The sequence below is a fragment of the Komagataeibacter intermedius TF2 genome (assembly GCF_000964425.1).
Lineage (GTDB): Bacteria > Pseudomonadota > Alphaproteobacteria > Acetobacterales > Acetobacteraceae > Komagataeibacter > Komagataeibacter intermedius.
Genome location: NZ_BANF01000039.1, coordinates 90247 through 109877, shown reverse-complemented (window position 1 = coordinate 109877; position 19631 = coordinate 90247). Strand labels below are relative to the sequence as shown.

General features: G+C 64.1%; 20 protein-coding genes. 6 read left to right on the top strand and 14 right to left on the bottom strand.

The features are described from left to right. On the bottom strand, nt 1-943 hold a 943-nt coding region (gene rsmI, locus B7449_RS07980; RefSeq protein WP_408734932.1), incomplete at its 3' end, for a 16S rRNA (cytidine(1402)-2'-O)-methyltransferase. A gap of 65 nt (nt 944-1008) precedes the next feature. On the opposite strand from rsmI, the gene B7449_RS07975 reads away from it, so the two are divergent. After that, nucleotides 1009-2295, top strand: a complete 1287-nt coding sequence (locus tag B7449_RS07975; protein ID WP_039734342.1) for a penicillin-binding protein activator — start codon at nt 1009-1011, stop codon at nt 2293-2295. Between the two features lie 39 nt (nt 2296-2334). Here B7449_RS07975 and B7449_RS07970 read toward each other — a convergent pair whose 3' ends face one another. The 12 genes from B7449_RS07970 to pdxH all read right to left on the bottom strand — a co-directional run bounded on the left by B7449_RS07970 (nt 2335) and on the right by pdxH (nt 14021). Continuing rightward, nucleotides 2335-2679, bottom strand: coding sequence for a hypothetical protein (locus B7449_RS07970; protein ID WP_039734341.1), 345 nt, complete (start codon nt 2677-2679; stop codon nt 2335-2337). 160 nt (nt 2680-2839) lie between these two features. After that, nucleotides 2840-3772 (bottom strand): LpxL/LpxP family acyltransferase, encoded by a 933-nt coding sequence (locus B7449_RS07965; protein ID WP_039734358.1) that lies wholly within the window; start codon nt 3770-3772, stop codon nt 2840-2842. Further along, entirely contained in the window at nt 3769-4758 is a 990-nt protein-coding gene (gene lpxK, locus B7449_RS07960) for a tetraacyldisaccharide 4'-kinase (RefSeq protein WP_039734357.1), read from the bottom strand. The genes B7449_RS07965 and lpxK overlap by 4 nt, the downstream gene beginning before the upstream one ends. Continuing rightward, nucleotides 4758-6041, bottom strand: coding sequence for a 3-deoxy-D-manno-octulosonic acid transferase (locus B7449_RS07955; RefSeq protein ID WP_235721018.1), 1284 nt, complete (start codon nt 6039-6041; stop codon nt 4758-4760). Before B7449_RS07955 ends, lpxK begins: the two co-directional genes overlap by 1 nt. A 114-nt stretch (nt 6042-6155) precedes the next feature. Beyond that, nucleotides 6156-6647, bottom strand: coding sequence for a DUF934 domain-containing protein (locus B7449_RS07950; RefSeq protein WP_039734337.1), 492 nt, complete (start codon nt 6645-6647; stop codon nt 6156-6158). Continuing rightward, entirely contained in the window at nt 6634-8322 is a 1689-nt protein-coding gene (locus B7449_RS07945) for a nitrite/sulfite reductase (protein ID WP_039734335.1), read from the bottom strand. Before B7449_RS07945 ends, B7449_RS07950 begins: the two co-directional genes overlap by 14 nt. Further along, nucleotides 8312-8641, bottom strand: coding sequence for a DUF2849 domain-containing protein (locus B7449_RS07940; protein ID WP_039734333.1), 330 nt, complete (start codon nt 8639-8641; stop codon nt 8312-8314). The genes B7449_RS07945 and B7449_RS07940 overlap by 11 nt, the downstream gene beginning before the upstream one ends. Nucleotides 8642-8788: 147 nt before the next feature. Further along, a complete protein-coding gene (gene cysC, locus B7449_RS07935) occupies nt 8789-10675 on the bottom strand; it encodes an adenylyl-sulfate kinase (protein ID WP_039734330.1) in 1887 nt (628 codons plus the stop codon). Between the two features lie 25 nt (nt 10676-10700). After that, nucleotides 10701-11495 carry a sulfate adenylyltransferase subunit CysD gene (cysD, locus tag B7449_RS07930; RefSeq protein ID WP_039734329.1) on the bottom strand — a complete coding sequence of 265 codons (795 nt, stop codon included), beginning with the start codon at nt 11493-11495 and terminating at the stop codon, nt 10701-10703. 80 nt (nt 11496-11575) lie between these two features. Further along, nucleotides 11576-12268 carry a phosphoadenylyl-sulfate reductase gene (locus tag B7449_RS07925; protein ID WP_039734328.1) on the bottom strand — a complete coding sequence of 231 codons (693 nt, stop codon included), beginning with the start codon at nt 12266-12268 and terminating at the stop codon, nt 11576-11578. Between the two features lie 167 nt (nt 12269-12435). After that, on the bottom strand, nt 12436-13281 hold the full coding sequence (locus tag B7449_RS07920) for a universal stress protein (RefSeq protein ID WP_048883543.1): 846 nt from the start codon (nt 13279-13281) through the stop codon (nt 12436-12438). A 134-nt stretch (nt 13282-13415) separates the two neighbouring features. Next, a complete protein-coding gene (gene pdxH / locus B7449_RS07915; protein WP_039734326.1) occupies nt 13416-14021 on the bottom strand; it encodes a pyridoxamine 5'-phosphate oxidase in 606 nt (201 codons plus the stop codon). Nucleotides 14022-14231: 210 nt separating this feature from the next. On the opposite strand from pdxH, the gene fabI reads away from it, so the two are divergent. Together fabI and aroC are read left to right on the top strand one after the other, a co-directional pair. Then, nucleotides 14232-15071, top strand: a complete 840-nt coding sequence (gene fabI, locus B7449_RS07910) for an enoyl-ACP reductase FabI (protein WP_010513501.1) — start codon at nt 14232-14234, stop codon at nt 15069-15071. A 19-nt stretch (nt 15072-15090) separates the two neighbouring features. Further along, nucleotides 15091-16182 (top strand): chorismate synthase, encoded by a 1092-nt coding sequence (gene aroC / locus B7449_RS07905; protein ID WP_039734324.1) that lies wholly within the window; start codon nt 15091-15093, stop codon nt 16180-16182. A 68-nt stretch (nt 16183-16250) separates the two neighbouring features. Here the strand turns inward: aroC and B7449_RS07900 are convergent, their stop codons facing one another. Further along, nucleotides 16251-16682 (bottom strand): OsmC family protein, encoded by a 432-nt coding sequence (locus B7449_RS07900; protein ID WP_039734323.1) that lies wholly within the window; start codon nt 16680-16682, stop codon nt 16251-16253. Nucleotides 16683-16959: 277 nt separating this feature from the next. Here B7449_RS07900 and rpsB point away from each other — a divergent pair, with 277 nt between their 5' ends. The 3 genes from rpsB to recO all read left to right on the top strand — a co-directional run bounded on the left by rpsB (nt 16960) and on the right by recO (nt 19600). Beyond that, a complete protein-coding gene (gene rpsB / locus B7449_RS07895; protein WP_039734321.1) occupies nt 16960-17745 on the top strand; it encodes a 30S ribosomal protein S2 in 786 nt (261 codons plus the stop codon). Nucleotides 17746-17853: 108 nt separating this feature from the next. Further along, nucleotides 17854-18759: a translation elongation factor Ts gene (tsf, locus tag B7449_RS07890; protein WP_039734320.1), complete on the top strand. Its 906-nt coding sequence runs from the start codon at nt 17854-17856 to the stop codon at nt 18757-18759. Nucleotides 18760-18808: 49 nt separating this feature from the next. Further along, nucleotides 18809-19600, top strand: a complete 792-nt coding sequence (recO, locus tag B7449_RS07885) for a DNA repair protein RecO (RefSeq protein ID WP_039734355.1) — start codon at nt 18809-18811, stop codon at nt 19598-19600. Nucleotides 19601-19631: the final 31 nt, after the last annotated feature.

The window sequence follows — 19631 nt, the reverse complement described above, 5'->3', positions numbered from 1 at the left end:
GGGGCAGGCTGGTAATACCCGCCACAAGGGCGGCCGCGTCCTTGACCGACAGGGTGCGCAGGGCCTCGCGCAGCTGGGTGTCCAGGTCCGTGGCCGTGCTGTCATCATGCAATGGCGGGCCAAGTACTACGGTAATTTCGCCCCGGGCCGGGTTTTCCGCGTAGTGGGCGGCCAGTTCGGCCACCGTGCCCCGGCGCACTTCCTCAAACCGCTTGGTCAGTTCGCGCGCGACGGCGGCGTGGCGGTCGCCCCCCATGACATCGGCCAGCGTCGCCAGCATCTCGGCCAGTCGATGCGGTGCTTCATGCCAGATCAGGGTGGCGGACAGGCCAGCGCATTCCGCTGCGTGCAATCGTGCCAGCACCTCGCGCCGTGCGGCTTCACGCGGTGGCAGGAATCCCGAAAACATGAACGGATGTGGCGGCAGCCCCGACAGCGTCAGCGCCATGACTGCCGCGTTGGGGCCAGGTACCGCGGTCACATGGCCGCCCGCCGCCACAACCGCGCGCACCAGCCTGTATCCGGGGTCGGACATGAGCGGCGTGCCCGCATCCGAAATCACCGCGATGCGCTGGCCCGCGTCCAGTGCGTCAAGCAGCGCGGGGATCTGCCGGTCCTCGTTATGGTCATGCAGGGGGCGGGTGCGGGTATGGATGCCGTATTCCCGCAGCAGCCGCGCGCTGGTACGCGTATCCTCGCACAGGATCAGGTCGACGGACTGCAGTGTCTCCACCGCGCGGCGGCTCATGTCGCCCAGATTGCCAATGGGGGTGGAAACAAGGATAAGTTCTCCATCCCGGTGCAGAACCGCAATGGTTTCATCCACGTTCCCTGCATGACGGAGGGGCGTTTCTCCGCTATGAACCGTTATGGGGGGAATGTCCGTCGGATGTTCCGCGGCATGTTGAGATTTTGAAGGCGAGGAAGATGAGGCGTCAGACATTCGGAACCCAGATGCAAGGACAGGATGTTGATTCTGCCTCTTCGCGCTTTGCATGCAAGCGCTTATTGTTTGCCGGACTGGCCCTGTCGGCGCTGACGGCATGCGCCAGCGGCGGTGGACACCATCGTGGCCCGCAGGCCGGGCGTGGCGTGGGTGTCCTGCTGCCACTGACCGGCACCAACGCCCATCTGGGTCAGGAAATGCTGACCGCCACCCGCATGGCCATGAATTCCCCCACCGCGCCCCCGTTGGACGTGCATGATACCGCAGCCCCGGGTGCAACCGCCGCGACTGCCGCGCAGGCTGCCGTCACGGCAGGGGACGGGCTGATCCTGGGGCCGTTGACGACGGATGACACGGCACGCGCGGCCACCATCGCCACGGCGGCGCATATTCCCATGCTGGCGTTTACCAGTGATATGTCCGTGGCCCAGCCGGGCGTGTGGACGCTGGGCATTGCCCCTGAACAGCAGGTGCGGCGCATGGTGCTGGCCGCCCGGCAGCAGGGACGCCAGCATTTTGTCGCCTTCCTGCCTGACAACCGGCTGGGGCGCGCGCTGGGACAGGCGCTGCAGCAGGTGTGCGAGGAAAATGGCCTGCAGTCCCCGCAGATCATGTTCCATGACAGCACGCAGGCTTCCATCATCACCGGCCTGAAAACCCTGTCCGCCTATGAAACGCGCGCCAGCGCCGTGGTGCAGCCCGACGCCACGACACAGCCCGCCGCGCCCGATGCGCCGGCTGCCCCCAGGGTGGATGCGGCCGTTGATCCCGCCAATCCCGATAGCGCGCCGGCACCGTCGGCATCCGATCAGCCTGCGCCGCCGCCCGCGCCGGCTGCAGCGCCGGAATTCCCGGCTCCTCCATTTGATGCGCTGCTGCTGGGGGATACGGGGCTGCAACTGGGCATGGTCATCAACGCCCTGACCGAGACGCATGTGGACAGCGCGCATGTGCAGATCATGGGGCCAGGGCTGTGGGGCGCTTTCGCCAACAAGCTGTCGGCATTGCAGGGGGCGTGGTACGCAGCCCCCGATCCGGCCACGCGCCAGACTTTCGTGCAGCAGTTCATGGCGCGGTACCACCACATGCCCACGCCGCTGGCTGACCTGACCTATGATTCGGCAGCATTGGTCAAGGCGCTGGATCAGGCCCGTCCGGCAGGCAGCCCGAATGGCTATTCCGTGCAGGCGCTGACCCGGCCAGAAGGATTTGGCGGGGTGGATGGCGCGTTCGGTTTTCTTGAAAATGGCAAGACGCGGCGTGATCTTGCAGTGTTCCAGATCCTGCCCTCCGGTGGCAGCAGGATCGTCATTCCCCCGGCAGGCAAGCTGCGCCGCAGCGCCAATTAGGCGCGATAAGGGCAGGGGTGTAATACGCGTCGCGGCCGGTCAGGCCGCGACAGTGGCCCCGCAGGACAGTACCGGGCGGATGGCATGCAGCGCGGCTTCGAAGCTGCGGTAGGTGGCAAGCGGGCGCTCACGGATCTGGTCGATCAGCACCCAGCCCATGCCTTCGGGGCGAACCATGTAGGCAGGGTTTGCGTTCTCACGTACCCAGACCAGAACATGGTCCATGTCGATTTCATCGTTTTCGTCGCGGTTGGTGATGTCCGCATCACACAGGCCCATGCAGGCACCCGCCTGCAGCCAGCGCATCAGGTATTCGCGGTGACGGGGCAGGAAACCCTGCCGCAGGGAAACAACATTGGTGGCGGAAGCCTGCTGATCCATCATGTGCATTCCGTTGGCCCTCTGACTGTCGTGGTGTGACAATGTAGGAACAACGCTATTCCTGCATGGCTGCTTTGCCAAACTGAATTTGGGAATGAAAGCCGCAGAAACAGGCAGAAACATCACCCTGTGATAAAAAAGCAATAATACGTTGCATAACTGCCTATTTATTGGGCTTATTTTTGGGCAAATGCCCATTCCATCGGCGGTGAAGCCATAGCCAGCTGCCCGGATGCTGCCGAATGGTGCCTTCAATCCGGTCATTGACCATCTGGGTCAGGTCCATCTGGTCCTGAGTCCGGTCTCCGCTATCGGGCAGGTCCAGTGGTGGGTGGACATGAATGCGCAACCGCGCCGGGCCCAGCCGTTCGACATAACCCGGTATGACAGGACAACGCAGCTTGATCGCCATGGCTGCCATGGCGCCTGCGGTCATGGCGGGCAGACCGAAAAAGCGTGCCGCCACGCCGTCATTCATCTTCTGGTCCACCAGCATGCCCAGATGTCCGCCCTTCAGGATATGCGCCAGCGCGCTGCGTGCGCCGCGCGCGCCCTTGGCGAACAGGGGCACGGGCTGTCCCATCGCCGCATCGCGCAGGTCACACAGAATCCGGTCGACCAGCGGGTTGTTCGGGGCGCGGTAGAATGACGAAAACGGCAGGCCGTACCGCGCCACGGCAGGCGGCAGCATTTCCCAGTTGCCGATATGGCCGGATACGAAAATGGTCGGCCCGCCACGCGCCGCCTGCGCCTGAAGGTGTTCCTCGCCCACCACGTCCCAGCCGGGACCGCTGGCGGGATTACGGGGCAGGGTGGCGAGGTGGGGGAATTCCCCGGCATTGCGGCCGATGTTATCCCACATGTCCCGTATCACGCGGCGGCGCATGGTTGCGTCCAGTTCCGGCATGGCCATGCGCAGGTTGGCATCCGCAATGCGCGACACCGGCAGGCGTGGCCCCACCACCCGGCACAGGAAACCGCCAAGGTTGGATGCCCGCACTGGCCCGATACGGCGGAATATGGCCAGTAATCCGCGCACGAATGCGGCTTCAAGGCGCATCTGCCGGGTGGGGCGTGGAGGGATGGATGCTGTCATGCGTCTGTTCTGCCCAGCCATAGGTCAAGTATGTGGTCCGGCATGGCGGGCGTGCCCCATGCCACCTGCAGTCCTGCGGTCACGACCTGCGTCCGCATGTCCGGGGGCAGGCGCACCGCGTCTTTTTCCGTTGTGACAAGGCAGGCGTCCTGCTGTGCCGCAAGCGCCAGCAGGCGCCTGCAGTCCGTCAGGGTATAGGGATGGTGGTCGGCAAATGCCATGCAGCGCAGGGGAGTGATGCCAATGCGGGCAAGGCCGTCAAAAAACTTTGCAGGCCGCCCGATTCCGGCAAAGGCGATAACGGGCCTGTCGCGCGGCACGGCATCCGCTTTCTGTTGCAACGCGGCGGTATAGCAGGGGGGGCCGTTTTCCATGGAGGAGGCGGTCATGCCCTGCTGGTCCGCGCCGATCACGACCACGCCACCGGCGCGCGCCAGGCCGGCGGCCACGGGTTCGCGCAGCGGCCCGGCAGGCAGGACGCGTCCATTGCCGAACCCGACCGCGCCATCCACCACGACAAGGGAGAGGTCCTGATGCAGCGTGGGATTCTGGAATCCGTCATCCATTACCAGACAGTCCGCCCCATCGCTTATGGCCCGGCGGGCTGAAATGGCCCGATCAGCCCCGACATAACATGGGGCGACACGGGCCAGCAGCAGCGGTTCATCTCCCGCCTCCCGTGCGGTATGCCGCTGCGTGTCCACTTGCGTGCCCGCAGGCAGCTTGCCCCCATAGCCGCGTGACAGAAAGGCCGGACGCCGCCCCCGCGCAATGGCGCGCCGCGCCAGATCAAGGCCAAGCGGGGTCTTGCCCGTGCCACCCACGCCAATATTCCCGCAACACAGCACAGGCACCGGCGCACGCCACCCCGCTGCCTGCATCCTGCGGGCCGTGGCGGCGGCATATATCCATGACAGTGGGGAAAGCAGATGGGTCGGCCATCCCGGACGGTCAGGCGAAGTCCACCAGAAGGCCGGGGCGCGTATCATCGTCCTGCCATCGCCACGATCGCGCAGGCAGCCTGCCGCGCAATGTCGGGATCGGACGGGGAGGTAACCGCGGGTACGGTGTTGTCCGAACCATGTGGCCCCACATGCGCGATGGCCCACTGCGCGATGTCCTGCGCTGTCTGCACATAATGGACGCGCCCGCCCATCCGGGCATAGGCCTGACGGAAATTGCCCGTCTGCGGACCACTGGCTATCGTGCACCCGGCATGGGCCGGTTCCGCCGGATTATGGCCGCCCCCGGCACAGCCCGGCAGGCTGTTTCCCATGAGGACGGGCGCGCCAAGTGCATAGAACAGCCCCGTTTCTCCCAATGTATCACATATCCATACGGCGTCATGGTCCGTGGGAAACTGTCCTGCCGCCCGGCGTGGCAGCGGGTGACCCGCAAGGGTTTCGATTTCCATCCCGCGTTCGGGATGGCGGGGAATGATGATGGTCAGTGCGTCGGGCATGGCATGGCGGACCAGCTGGCTGGCAGCCAGAATTCCGGCTTCTTCCCCCCGATGGGTCGAGGCGGCGATCCAGACCGGACGCCCGGCAATATGGCGGTGGAGTTCGTCCAGCGCCGACGGGTCATAGGGCAGGGCGGGTGCGGCTTCCTTCAGGTCCGCTACAAGGTCGATCCGCGCAGCCCCACCCAGCCGCAGGCGCTGCGCATCTTCAGGGCTGCGCGCCATGATCCATGAAAAGGCGGACAGCATACGCGCAAGCAGGCATCGCCCCATGCCCCACCGGGCCAGCGACCGGTCAGACAGGCGTCCGTTCAGCAATGCCAGCGGAATATGCCGCCTGCGGCATGCAGCGATCAGGTTTGGCCAGAGTTCGCTTTCCATCAGTGCCGCCACATCAGGTTGCCAGAAATCGACAAACCGCGCGATCCAGCGCGGAACATCCAGCGGCGCGAACTGCTGGATGACCCGTTCATGACCGTGCAGCCCAGGCAGGCGGGCCTGCATGATCCCGGCACCTGTCACAGTGCCGGTCGTGACTACAATGGTGTGGGTGGGGCCGATGGCAAGAAGCTGGCTGATAACCGGCAGCAGCGCCACGCTTTCCCCCACGCTTGCCGCATGCAGCCAGATCAGGGGACCGGGGGGACGGCTGGCGCTTGCAATGCCGCGGCGTTGCGGCACGCTGTCGGGTGTTTCCCTGCCGCGCGTCAGGCGGCAGCGCAGGTTCAGGCGCAGGAAGGGGGGCAGCAGGCTGGCTATGCCCCACCATGCCGCCGCAAGGACGGCGCCGCACGGGGCTGTGCCCATCCTGTCCCGGTGCGTCATGGCTGTATCAGTCCGAAAACACGCTTGCGCATGATCTTGCGGTAACACGCCCTGCCGGGTGGGAAAAGGACACAGGTCCTTTTCCCCAGTGGGAGATCATGACACGAAGCGTCGGAACCCCAGTCCCTGCGCACGTTCATGCAGGATGGAGGGCTGGTAGGCGACGGAAATGATTTCGTGCGCCTGCTGCCATACGCTGACGGCTTCCGGCCGTTCGGTCTGCACGGTGGTGATGCCACAACGCAGCATGAATTCGTACTGGTCGGGCAGCGGCTTGCCCGTGGCCCGGATTTCCCCCGTAAACGACAGGTGTTCGCGCAGTGCGCGTGCCTGCGTGAAGGCGCGTCCGTCGCGGAAGGAGGTAAACGTGACCGCCACCAGCCCAAGGCGCGGCAGGGCAGGGCGCAGCAGGGCCACATCCACATCCGGCCCGATGGTGACACCCAGCGGTGTATCGCCCGCGCGCGCCAGACCTTCCTCCAGCCGTGCGAAGGGCACGATTACGGCGCCCGTCGCGGGAATGGGGTCATCCCCGGTGACCGTGACCCAGGCGTCATCCACGATATGGCCATTCTCAAGCAGGGGCATAGACGGCATCCTTGAAGCTGGCGGCGCCAAGACGCCGGTACGTATCGATAAACTGCTCGTCACCCTGACGCAGCACCAGATAGGTATCGATCAGCCGGGCGATGGCGTCGACCGTTTCATCTTCCGGCAGCGCCGGGCCGATGATCTGGCCAATGGCCACGTCATTGCCAGCCGAGCCACCAAGGGTAAGCTGAAAGAATTCCTCGCCGCGCTTGTCCACGCCAAGGATGCCGATATGGCCCGCATGGTGGTGCCCGCAGGCGTTGATGCAGCCCGATATGTTGATGTTCAGCCTGCCGATGCGTTCCTGCAGTTCGGGATCGGCAAAGCGGGCGCTTAGCTTCTGCGCAATGGGGATGGACCGGGCATTGGCCAGCGCGCAGTAATCCAGACCGGGGCAGGCGATGATATCGCCCACCAGTCCGATATTGGGCGTGCCCAGACCGGCCGCGACCAGTCTGTGCCACAGGTCACGCAGCCGGTCCTTGCGCACATGGCCCAGCACCACGTTCTGCATGTGGGTGACGCGGATTTCACCAAACGACCAGCCATCGGCCAGATCGGCGATCAGGTCCATCTGGTCCGCCGTGACATCACCGGGAATGCCGCCATCAGGCTTCACGGAAACCACGGCGCAGATGAACCCGTCATTGCGGTGGGGATGGGTGTTGGTGCGTACCCAGCGGTCAAAGGCCGGGTCTGCCCTGCGATCGGCGGCCAGATTCTGTGCCGCGTCAGCAGGGGCCACCAGGTCGGGAATGCCGAAGCGTGCGCGGATGCCGTCCACGATGGCGGGGTCAAGCCGGTAATCCGCGCGGTTCATCAGCGCGAATTCCGCATCGACCTTTTCACGGAACTGCTCGACACCCAGCGCCTGCACAAGGATCTTGATCCGGGCCTTGTACATGTTGTCGCGCCGACCATAGGCGTTATACACGCGCACGATCGCCTCGAGATACGCCAGCAGGTCCTCTTCGGGCAGGTTGTCGCGCAACTGCACGCCAATGATCGGCGTGCGGCCAAGCCCGCCGCCCACGAACACGTCAAACACCGGCCGGCCCTGCGGGCCGGGACGGGCGACCAGCCCGATATCATGGAAGCGGGCCGCGACGCGGTCATGCGGGCTGCCGCTGATGGCGATCTTGAACTTGCGTGGCAGGAACGAGAATTCCGGGTGCAGCGTGGACCACTGGCGCAGGATTTCCGCATGGATGCGCGGGTCCAGCAGTTCATCGGCGGCCGCCCCCGCGAATTCATCGCATGTGACATTGCGGATGCAGTTGCCGCTGGTCTGGATGGCATGCATGTTCACGCGGGCCAGATGTTCGAGGATATCGGGCGTATCCTCCAGCCGGATCCAGTTGAACTGCACGTTCTGCCGTGTGGTGAAATGTCCGTAATCGCGGTCATACGTGCGCGCGATATGGGCCAGCGCGCGCATCTGGTCGGACCCCATCATGCCATAGGGCACCGCAACCCGCAGCATGTAGGCATGCAGCTGCAGGTACAGGCCGTTCATCAGGCGCAGCGGCTTGAATTCGTCCTCGCTCAGGTCGCCTGCAATGCGACGGTTCACCTGTTCGCGGAACTGCGCCACGCGCTGGGACAGGAAGGTGCGGTCCACCTGGTCATAGGCATACCGGCCAACCGGCAGGGTCGCGGTGTCAGTGGACATGGGATATCTCCACAGGGGCAAAATCGGGGTGGACGCTGGGTCCGAACGCACGGATGCGCTCACGCATGGTCAACGGGGATATGCCAGCAGCCGACGGGTCCAGCTGCACGCCATAGATACCCACCAGTTTCCGGGCATCCGGCGTAGCCTTGGCCTGCTTTATCGCATCTTCCACGTCTGCATTGTCGAAAATACGGGCATGGGCGATCTGTTCCGACCATCCCTGCTGCGTCAGCCAGACAGTACGGCCATCAAGCAGTCGGTTGGCGGTAATGACGCTGGCGCCGGTCGTATCCCGGCGGTTGTTCCTGACATCCACTTGTGAACCGATCCTTTCCAGGCAACAGGCGTAATACGCCGTGACTGGTACAAAAAGGCGCCAGACATGTAAACTGGCGCCCATGATCCTAAACCCGGTCCTGCATGGGGCCAGGCCGCCACCAAGGGCGGCCTGACCCTGCGGGCATCAGGATTTCTGGCGCTGGGCCGCCTCATCAAGGCGGATTTCATCGCCAATGAAGGCGGCAAGGCGTGCAGCCGTCTCGTCGCTTGACGCATTGGCCGTCTCCAGCCGCAGGTCAGGTCTGACAGGGGCTTCGTACGGCGCATCGATGCCGGTGAACCCTTCAATCTTGCCCGCGCGGGCGGCAGCATACAGGCCCTTGGGGTCACGCTGTTCACACGTGGCCTGCGGCGTGTCGATGAAGATTTCATGAAAACCCTCACCCACGATCTGGCGGGCAAGTTCACGGTCCGCAATGGTGGGCGAGATCAGGGCAACGATCACGACCTGCCCGCTTTCCGCAAGGATGCGGGCCACGGCGGCGGCGCGACGTACGTTTTCACGACGGTCCGCTTCCGAAAAGCCAAGGTCCGAACACAGGCCCGCACGCAGCGTATCCCCATCCAGAACCGATACATCGATCCCGCGGGAGAACAGGCGCGTTTCCGCCCCGCGCGCCAGTGTACTCTTGCCCGCGCCCGGCAGGCCGGTCATCCAGAACACGCCGCCACGGTGGCCTTTCGCCCGCGCACGGTCCCACAGCGACACGGCGCTGCCGGTCGGGTGGATGGCGTTGCGGCCAGCGACACTTTCGGCAACCCCGATCAGCGGCGCGCCACCGACGATCTGCTGGTTGCGGTCCACCAGCACGCCGCGTCCGTCCGACGTGCCGGGCACGAACGGGTCGAACAGCATGGTTTCGGACACCGCCAGCGTGATTTCGGCAAAGCCTTCGGGCGGGACTTCCTCAGCGGGGTGTTCGGTCAGGTCCTCAAGCCGCACCACGGAATCGATGGCCGCCACCGTGATCTGATGTTCCGCCGTGGCAAGGCGCAGCCTGAAGCTTTCGCCCACGCGCAGCGGTTCCTGACGCAGCCAGAACAGGCGGGTGCGGATGCGCGCGGCACGCAGCGGTGCAGCGGATGCGGGATACAGGAAATCGCCACGGTCGGGAATGACATCGGGTTCCAGCGTCACGGCCACGGACTGCCCCGCGACGGCCGCGACCTGCGGTGCAGTGTGCCAGCTTTCGATGGTGGCGATGCGCGCGCGCGCGCCCTGCGTGCCGATCACGATCTCATCACCCACGCGGATGCGGCCACGTTCGATACGGCCCACGACAATACGCTTGGTGTCGAAGCGGTAGACATCCTGCACCGGCAGGCGGAGCGGCAGGTCAGCGCGTGAGGACGGGGCGGGGACCGCGGCCAGCGCCTCGGTCAGGGTCGGGCCCTTGTACCACGGCATCTTGTCCGAACGCGACGCCATGTTGTCGCCTTCGCGTGCAGAGGCGGGGACGAACACCGTCGGCTCGATTTCAAGCTGGTGCAGCAGGGCGGTGACATCACGCTCGGCCGCTTCGATCTTCTGCTGGTCGTAATCGAGGATATCGACCTTGTTCATCAGCACGATGACATGGCGGATGCCGATCAGGCGCAGCAGCATGGCATGGCGGCGGGTCTGTTCCTGCGCACCCTCATTCGCGTCCACCACCAGCACGGCGGCTTCGGCATCGGCGGCGCCCGTGATCATGTTGCGCAGGAACTGGCGGTGGCCCGGCGCGTCCACGATCACGAACTGGCGCGTGCCCAGCCGGAAGGGAATGCGCGTGGAATCGACGGTAACGCCCTGGTCACGTTCAATCTGCAGGCTGTCGAGCAGGAAGCTCCATTCAACCGCCAGGCCGCGCTTCTTGCTGGATTCAATGATCTGCGCGACACGCCCGTCGGGCAGGCTGTCGGTATCATACAGCAGGCGACCGATCAGGGTGGACTTGCCATGGTCGACATGGCCCACGATCACGATGGGGGTGGCGGCTTCCTGCGGGGCAGGGGTCGGGATTGTACTCATTGTAATATAACTCCGTCCTGTCCGATCAGAGGTAGCCGGCCACGCGCAGGCGTTCGAACGCGTCCTCGGATTCATGGTCCATGGCGCGTCCCGCGCGTTCGGATGTGCGCGAGGTTTCCAGTTCGGCAATCACTTCGGCCACGGTTGTCGCGTTGCTTTCCACCGGGCTGGTGATGTCCTGGTCCCCCAGCGAGCGGTAGCGCTTGCCGTCCTTTGCAAAATACAGGTCAACCAGCGGGATGCCTTCGCGTTCGACATAGCGCCAGATGTCAATTTCGCGCCATGACAGCAGCGGGTGGACGCGCACATGCATGCCGGGTTCGTGCGGGGTGGCGTACTGGTCCCAGAATTCGGGCGGCTGGTTGCGCACATCCCACTTGTGGCCAGCGCCACGGGGGCTGAACACGCGTTCCTTCGCGCGGGTGGCCTGTTCATCACGGCGGATGCCCGCGATCACGCCTGCCAGCTTGTACCTGTCGATCATCGCGGCAAGGCCAGCGGTCTTGCGCGCAGCCGAGCGCGCGGCAGGCGGCAGGGTGGGGTCGATGTCTTCCACCGGCGGGCAGTCGCCCAGCAGCAGTTCAAGGTTCCACTTCTTGGTATATTCGTCGCGGAACTGGTACATTTCGGGGAATTTCTTGCCCGTATCCACATGCATGACCGGGAACGGCACGCGGCCAAGGAACGCCTTGCGCGCCAGCCACAGCATGACGTTGGAATCCTTGCCCAGCGACCACAGCATCGCCAGTGGCTTCAGCTTCCGGTAGGCTTCACGCAGGATGAAGATGCTCTGCGCTTCTAGTTGGTCGAGATCGTCCATGGAATTACAGACCTTCCGTAACAGGAAAGAAAACAGGGAAACTGGCGGCCTCGGCATGGCCGGTAAGGGGGTGTTCCGGTTCAGGACGCCCTGCGGACATGGATACCACATTCCGTCTTGCTCTGCCCGGCCCAGCGACCCTGGCGGGGGTCTTCGCCTTCGGCCACGGGCCGCGTGCACGGCGCACACCCGATGGAGGGATAGCCGCGCAGCGTCAGCGGGTGTCGCGGCAGGTTGCGGCGTGTCATTTCGGCGTCAAGTTCGCGCGGCGTCCAGCTGATCAGCGGATTGATCTTGATCTTGCCCCCCGGCGCGTCCTCCACCACCGGCAGGCCCTGCCGGGTCGCGGCCTGCGTGCGCTTGCGTCCCGTGATCCACGCGTCAAAGGGGATCATGGCTTCATCCAGCGGCTCGACCTTGCGCAATGCACAGCAGGCGTCTGGGTCAAAGGCCCATAGCTGACCTTCGGGGTCGCGGCGTTCGATCTGGCCGGGGGCGGGGTGCAGGTCGCGCACGTCACGCAGGCCCAGCACGCGGGCCAGTTCCTGCCGGTAGGCCAGCGTTTCGGGGAAATGCTGGCCCGTTTCAAGGAACAGCACCGGAACGGCGGGATCGATTTCCGCTGCCAGCGCCAGCATCACGGCGGATTCAGCGCCAAAGGATGAAACAAGCGCAATGCGACCGCGCAGCCGCGTTAGGGCGACACGAAGCACCTCGGGGGCATTTTCCCCCGCCTGCTTCAGTTCTGCCATAATATCCGCGTTGATGCGCATAATCTCCCCCAGACCAGATTTTACACTAGGCTTTGGCGTTCTTTTCAAGTCACACCTAATCCCCGCGCGGTGTAAAATCAAGGCGAAGTCCGGCATTTACACACAGAAATATGCGCATTGTAAAACGGGGAACCAAAATGGCGCGGAATATGGGGGTATCGTATGCCTCAGCGGCTCATGACAACGATAATATCGCTGTTTTCCAGCATGTGCCGCGTGACGCCGCCCAGAATCATCTGACGCAGGCGGGAGTGGGAATACGCCCCCATGACCATCATGTCCGCGCCCAGGTCATGGGCGGTGGCCAGCATGTCTTCGCCCACGGGGCGTGTATCACTGCCGAATTCGTGAATATTGGTCATGATGCCATGCAATGCCAGAAATGACCGGACATGCCGGGCTTCCGGGCCGGGGCGCTGATAGGCCGGGCTGTGCAGGATATGCACCGCTTCCGCCCGGCGCAGCAGGGGCAGCGCGTGGTGGATGGCGGATGCGGCTTCCGACGTGCCATTCCAGCCAATGCAGATCCGTTTCCCGATTGTGGGCGGGGCGACGGGCGGCACGATAACGACCCCGCGCCCGCTTTCGAACAGGATGGCATGCAGCGTGTCCGAGGACGAGACATCCCCATCCGGGTCGGGCTGGCGCAGGACCACGATATCGGACAGCCGCGCCTGGAACGACACCACGCTGCGGGTATGGCCGCTATGGGCGATGAAGCTGGCGGACAGGCCATGCGCGCCCACCGGCGACAGGGGGGAATCCACCGCGACGACCGGAATCCCCGCATCATGAACGAATTTGTCAAACAGTCCCCGCACCCCATGCAGGCGTGTCGCACTTTCCTTCAGGGCAGATGCGATCATTTCCTGCACCATCGCACCGGACAGGCCTTCACCGACCAGCGGCCCGACTTCCTGCATGTCCGTGCCCACGTGCAGCACGGCCAGGTGGGCGTCGAACATGCGGGCGATCACGCCGCCAGCATGCAGCGCGCTTTCCGCATGGCTCATTCCGCCCAGGGGCAGCAATATCCTGCGTATGCACATTCAACGCCTCCTCCTCCGTTCATGGGGAATGCGCATGGCCCGCAAGGCAGGTACGGCACGCCCCGTATGCACGGAAAACGGATCAGGCGGCGTTAAGTTCAGGGATAAAGGCGTTCGGTCGCCCAGCCATTGACCGTCCGGTCCCATACGGCCCGGTCATGCAGGCGATATGGGCGGTCCTGCCAGAATTCGAAATGCTGCGGCACGACGCGGAAGCCGCTCCAGTTGGCGGGGCGGGGAATGGGGGCGTCTGCATCCGGATAGCGGGCTTCAAGTTCCGCCACCGCCGCCTCGAACACGGCGCGGTCGGGCAGGGGATGGGACTGGTTCGACGCAATGGCGCCCAGACGCGACACCCGGCTGCGGCTGGCGAAATAGGCATCGGCTTCCGCCGCGGTGACGGGTTCCACCGCACCTTCGATACGGATCTGGCGGCGGATGCTTTTCCAGTGGAACAGCAGGGCGGCGTACGGGTTGGTCTTCAGTTCGGCCGCCTTGCGGCTGTTGAGGTTGGTATAGAATACGAAACCGCGCCGGTCCGCACCCTTGAGCAGGATCATCCGCACTGATGGCCGCCCGTCAGCCGTGGCGGTCGCCAGCGCCATGGCATTCGGGTCGTTGGGTTCGTGCGCGGTCGCGTCACGCATCCACGCGGCGAACAGGTCGAACGGATCGGCGTCAAGATCGATCAGGGGAAAGGTCATGGGATCGGGGTTCCGTCACGCTGTATGCCTTGTACCGGCCTGCACCCGGACCGGCCGACGCAGGGATACGAAACATATGGAAACATAAGGTAAGTTACTATGTGACAATTATTGGCTAGAATTACCGCAATCGGCATCTTGTCCAAAACGGCAGCTTGTGCAACCACGAGGCCGAAATTTCATCCGTCATTTACCATTAAGGATACCAGCATGTCAGACGGCGCGCCCAAAATCTCCATCAAGGGTTCATTGATGAAGGGCAAACGGGGCCTTGTCATGGGGGTGGCGAATGACCGCTCCATCGCCTGGGGCATTGCACGCGCCGTGGCGGAACAGGGGGGCGAACTGGCCTTCACCTATCAGGGGGAAGCACTGGGCAAGCGCGTGCGCCCGCTGGCCGAAACCGTGGGGTCGACCCTGGTCCTGCCGTGCGACGTGACCGATGACGCCGCCATGGATGCGACATTCGCCGCGATCGAGAAGGAATGGGGAAAGATCGACTTCCTCGTTCACGCCATTGGCTGGGCGGACAAGCAGTTCCTGCGCGGGCGGTATGTCGATACCCCGCGTGACGCCTTCCTCAAGGCGATGGACATTTCGTGCTATTCCTTCACCGCCGTCGCCCGGCGCGCGGCCGCCATCATGAACCCCGGCGGGTCGCTGCTGACCCTGACCTATCTGGGGGCCGAGCGTGTCATGCCGCATTACAATGTCATGGGTGTGGCCAAGGCGGCGCTGGAGGCATCGGTGCGGTACATGGCGGTCGACCTTGGTGGTGACGGCATCCGCGTCAACGGTATCTCCGCCGGGCCGGTCATGACGCTGGCGGCCAATGGCATTGGCGATTTCCGCTATATCCTGAAATGGAACCAGTACAATTCTCCGCTGGAACGCAATGTCTCGCTCGAAGAAGTGGGCGGCGCCGGCCTGTACATGCTGTCCGACCTGTCGGGTGGCGTGACGGGGGAAATCCATCACGTTGATTCCGGCTACCATATTGTCGGCATGAAAAACCCCACCGCGCCGGATATCACGGTCGCGGGCAACTGATCGCGGGAAGTCTGTCCCCATGTCGTACAATACCTTTGGTCACCTGTTCCGTGTCACCACGTGGGGCGAAAGCCATGGCCCGGCCATTGGCTGCGTGATTGATGGCTGTCCGCCCCGTGTCGCCCTGGAAGAGGCGGACATCCAGCCATGGCTGGACCGTCGCAGGCCGGGACAGTCCAAATTCACCACGCAGCGGCAGGAAGCCGACCGGGTCGAGATCCTGTCCGGTGTGTTCGAGGGGCATACGACCGGCACCCCCATTTCACTGGTGATCCGCAATACCGACCAGCGTTCGCGTGATTATGGCGATATCGCCACCCGGTACCGTCCCGGCCATGCCGATGTCGCCTATGACATGAAATACGGCATCCGTGACTATCGTGGCGGCGGGCGTTCGTCCGCGCGGGAAACGGCCATGCGGGTCGCGGCCGGGGCCGTCGCGCGCAAGGTGCTGGGCGACAGGATCAGCATCCGTGGCGCCCTGGTGCAGGTCGGGCCGCATGCGGTTGACCGCGCACGGATGGACTGGGAAATGGTGAATGCCAATCCGCTGTTCTGTCCCGACATGGCGATGCTGCCGGTATGGGAAGACTACCTTGCCGATGTCCGCAAGAAGGGATCGTCCACTGGCGCCGTGATCGAGGTCGTGGCCGAAGGCGTGCCGCCGGGTCTGGGCGCGCCGATTTATGGCAAGCTGGATTCCGACCTTGCCATGGCGTTAATGAGCATCAATGCCGTCAAGGGGGTCGAAATCGGGGACGGTTTCGCATCCGCCTGCCTGACGGGGGAAGAAAACGCGGACCCGATGCGCATGGAAAACGGCATGCTGCAGTTTGCCTCCAACCATGCGGGGGGCGTGCTGGGTGGCATTTCCACCGGGCAGCCGATCGTGGCCCGTTTTGCGGTCAAGCCGACCAGTTCGATCCTGACGCCCGTTCCCTCCGTCACGCGGGATGGGGAGAACGTGGATGTCATGACCAAAGGGCGGCATGACCCCTGTGTCGGCATCCGTGCCGTGCCGGTGGGGGAGGCAATGATGGCCTGCGTCCTGGCTGATCACCTGCTGCGCCACCGTGGGCAGGTGGGCAACCAGGAGCCTGTGGTCCTGTAAAACCCCGGGTTGCGTCATGTCGCACCGGTGGGGGACGGGTTATGCCCGTCCCGCGTCAGCCCTGTGGATCAGCCTTTCAGCTTCGCGTCGAGCGTGATGGTCGCGTTGAACAGTTTCGAGACGGGGCAGCCGGCTTTTGCCTTTTCCGCCAGTTCCCTGAACTGCGCTTCGGTAGTACCCGGAATTTCTGCTTCCAGCGTCAGTTTCGCATGGGTGATGGCAAAGCCTTCGCCCTGCTTGTCCAGCACGATTTCGGACTTTGCATCCAGTGAACTGGCTGTCAGACCCGCGCCACCCAGAATGCCCGACAGCGCCATGGCAAAGCACGCGGCGTGGGCCGCGCCCAGCAGTTCCTCGGGGTTGGTGCCGGGTTTATCCTCGAAACGGGTATTGAAGCCGTAGGGCTGGTTCCTGAGCGAACCGCTCTGGGTCGAGATTTCGCCCTTGCCGTCCTTCAGCCCGCCTGACCAGTGTGCGGTCGCAAATTTCGTGATCGCCATAATGTCGTGATTCCTCAGATATTCAGGTTACGGTCTGGGCGCGATAGCACCCCGGATGATCGCCATCCCTTGCACGGGGCAACCGGCCGACCGGTGAAAAGTTGCATCACGATGCACTTCACGCCCACAGCACCCTTGCAATACGCGCCAAAAACGGCCATATCCCGCCACGGTCCCACGTTGGGGTCAATTCGCACGTGAAGCCGATACCTCTGGTGTCCTTGAAAAACAGGGCGTGCTTCACGGAGGATAAACCAGACACAAGGATTTAGCCGACATGGCGATGCCTGAATTCACAATGCGCCAGTTGCTGGAAGCCGGCGTGCACTTCGGTCACCACACCCGCCGCTGGAACCCGCGCATGGCGCCGTACCTGTTCGGTGTGCGCAACCAGGTTCACATCATCGACCTGCAGCAGACCGTTCCCATGCTGGACCGTGCGCTCAAGGCGATCCGTGACACCGTGGCCGGTGGTGGCCGCGTGCTGTTCGTCGGCACCAAGCGCGCTGCGGCCGATCAGGTGGCGGAAGCCGCCAAGCGTTGCGGCCAGTACTACGTCAACCACCGCTGGCTGGGCGGTATGCTGACGAACTGGAAGACCATCACCGGTTCGATCAAGCGCCTGCGCGGCATTGACGACATGCTGGAAAACGGCACCCAGGGCCTGACCAAGAAGGAAGTCCTGGACATCACCCGCGACCGTGAGAAGCTGGAGCGTTCGCTCGGCGGCATCAAGGAAATGGGCGGTCTGCCGGACATCCTGTTCGTGATCGACACGAACAAGGAAAAGCTGGCGGTTGAAGAAGCCAACAAGCTGGGCATCCCGGTTGTAGCCGTGCTGGACAGCAACTCCGACCCGCGTGGCGTGACCTATCCGATCCCGGGCAACGATGACGCCATCCGCGCCATTGCCCTGTATTGCGAACTGGTGTCGTCCGCTGTCCTCGACGGTATCTCCGCCGAGCTGGGTGCGTCGGGCGAAGACTTCGGCGCGTCCGAGGAACTGCCGGTCGACCCCGCCGTGGAAACGGCCGTGACGGAAGCCGCCGCAAGCGCGGAATGAAAATGAACGCTGGCAGGGGCTGAACAGGCCCCCCGGCGTAACTGACACAGCAAGGACACGCCCTGCAGCGATGCGGGGCGTGCGCCTGTCGTGAGGAGTATCAGGATAATGGCGCAGATTACCGCAGCCCTCGTCAAGGAACTTCGTGAGAAGACCGGCGCGGGCATGATGGATTGCAAAAAGGCCCTTAACGAGGCCGAAGGCGACATTGAGGGCGCGATCGACTGGCTGCGCAAGAAGGGCCTGTCGGCTGCCGCCAAGAAGTCCGGCCGCGTTACGGCGGAAGGTCTGGTTGGCGTGGCGCAGGCTGACAAGAAGGCCGCCATGGTCGAAGTCAATGCCGAAACCGACTTCGTTGCCCGCAACGAGCATTTCCAGAACTTCGTCTCCGAAGTGGCGCATGCAGCGCTGAACGTTGGCGACGATCTGGAAAAGCTGAAGGCCGCCGTGCTGAAAAGCGGCCGCAGCGTTGCCGATGAACTGACGCACCTGATCGCCACCATTGGCGAAAACATGTCCATCCGCCGTGCGCGCGTGCTGAGCGTGCCGTCGGGTGTGGTCGCGACCTATGTTCATTCCGCCGTAAGCCCGGGTCTGGGCAAGATTGGCGTGCTGGCTGCCGTTGAGGCGCCGACTGCCAGCGAAGCGATGGAAGACCTTGGTCGCCGTATCGGCATGCATGTTGCCGCAACCCGTCCTGCCGCGCTGGATGTGGACAGTGTCGACCCGCAGGCGCTTGAGCGTGAGCGCGCCGTGCTGGTGGAACAGGCCAAGGCGTCGGGCAAGCCCGATGCGATCATTGAAAAGATGGTCGATGGCCGTATCCGCAAGTTCTATGAAGAAGTTGTGCTGCTGGAGCAGGTCTGGGTGCATGATGGCGAAAGCCGCGTGCGCAAGATCGTGGAAAAGGCTGGCGCCAAGCTGACCGGTTTCGACCGCTTCCAGCTGGGTGAAGGCATCGAGAAGGAAGAAAACGACTTTGCCGCTGAAGTGGCAAAGGCTGCCGGCAACTGATCACGTTGCCGGTTTCCGGTTTTCTTTTCGCAAGGGCGGGTGCTTCCTGATGGAATGGGAAGCACCCGCCCTTGTGCTTTGCGCCACCCCGTATGGGGAAGGCAGCGCGATCGTGCATGTCCTGACGGGTGAGCAGGGGCTGTATCATGGTCTGGCCCGTGGGGGATCATCCAGACGGGGCCGCCCGGTCTGGCAGACGGGGAACCTTGTGCGCGCGCGCTGGACCGCCCGCCTGCCTGAACAGCTGGGTAACATCACGGCAGAGACGGTCCACGCATCCGCCGCCCGCATACTGGACGACCCGCTGCCGCTGGCCATGCTGGCCTCGCTGTGTGCGCTGGCCGATGGCTGCCTGCCCGAACGCGAACCCCACCCCGCCGTATTTCAGGGGCTGACCAGCCTGCTGGCGCGGATCAGCCTTGACCCTCAATGGGCAGTAGCCGAAGCCATGCCCGAAATCGTGCGCTGGGAACTGCTGCTGCTGTCCGAACTCGGCTTCGGGCTGGACCTGGGCCACTGCGCCCTTGGTGGCAGCCGTGACGACCTGCGCTGGGTATCGCCGCGTACCGGGCGGGCGGTATCGGACGAACGGGCGGGGGAATGGCGCAGCCGCCTGCTGCCGCTGCCCGGTTTCGTGCTGCATCCCGATCAGGTTGGCACGCCGGTGGACTGGTATGACGGGTTGCGCCTGACGGGTCACTTCCTGCAACGTGACGCCTTTGGGCAGCGTCATCGCCCCGTGCCCGAAGCCCGGTGCAGGCTGCTGGACATGATCGCGCGGGAGGCGGACATTTCCCCGCCAGATGCCGCGCCTGACGCCACCACGACCGCTACAGACTGAGTACGAGCCTTGGACAAAGCGTAAAGTTTCG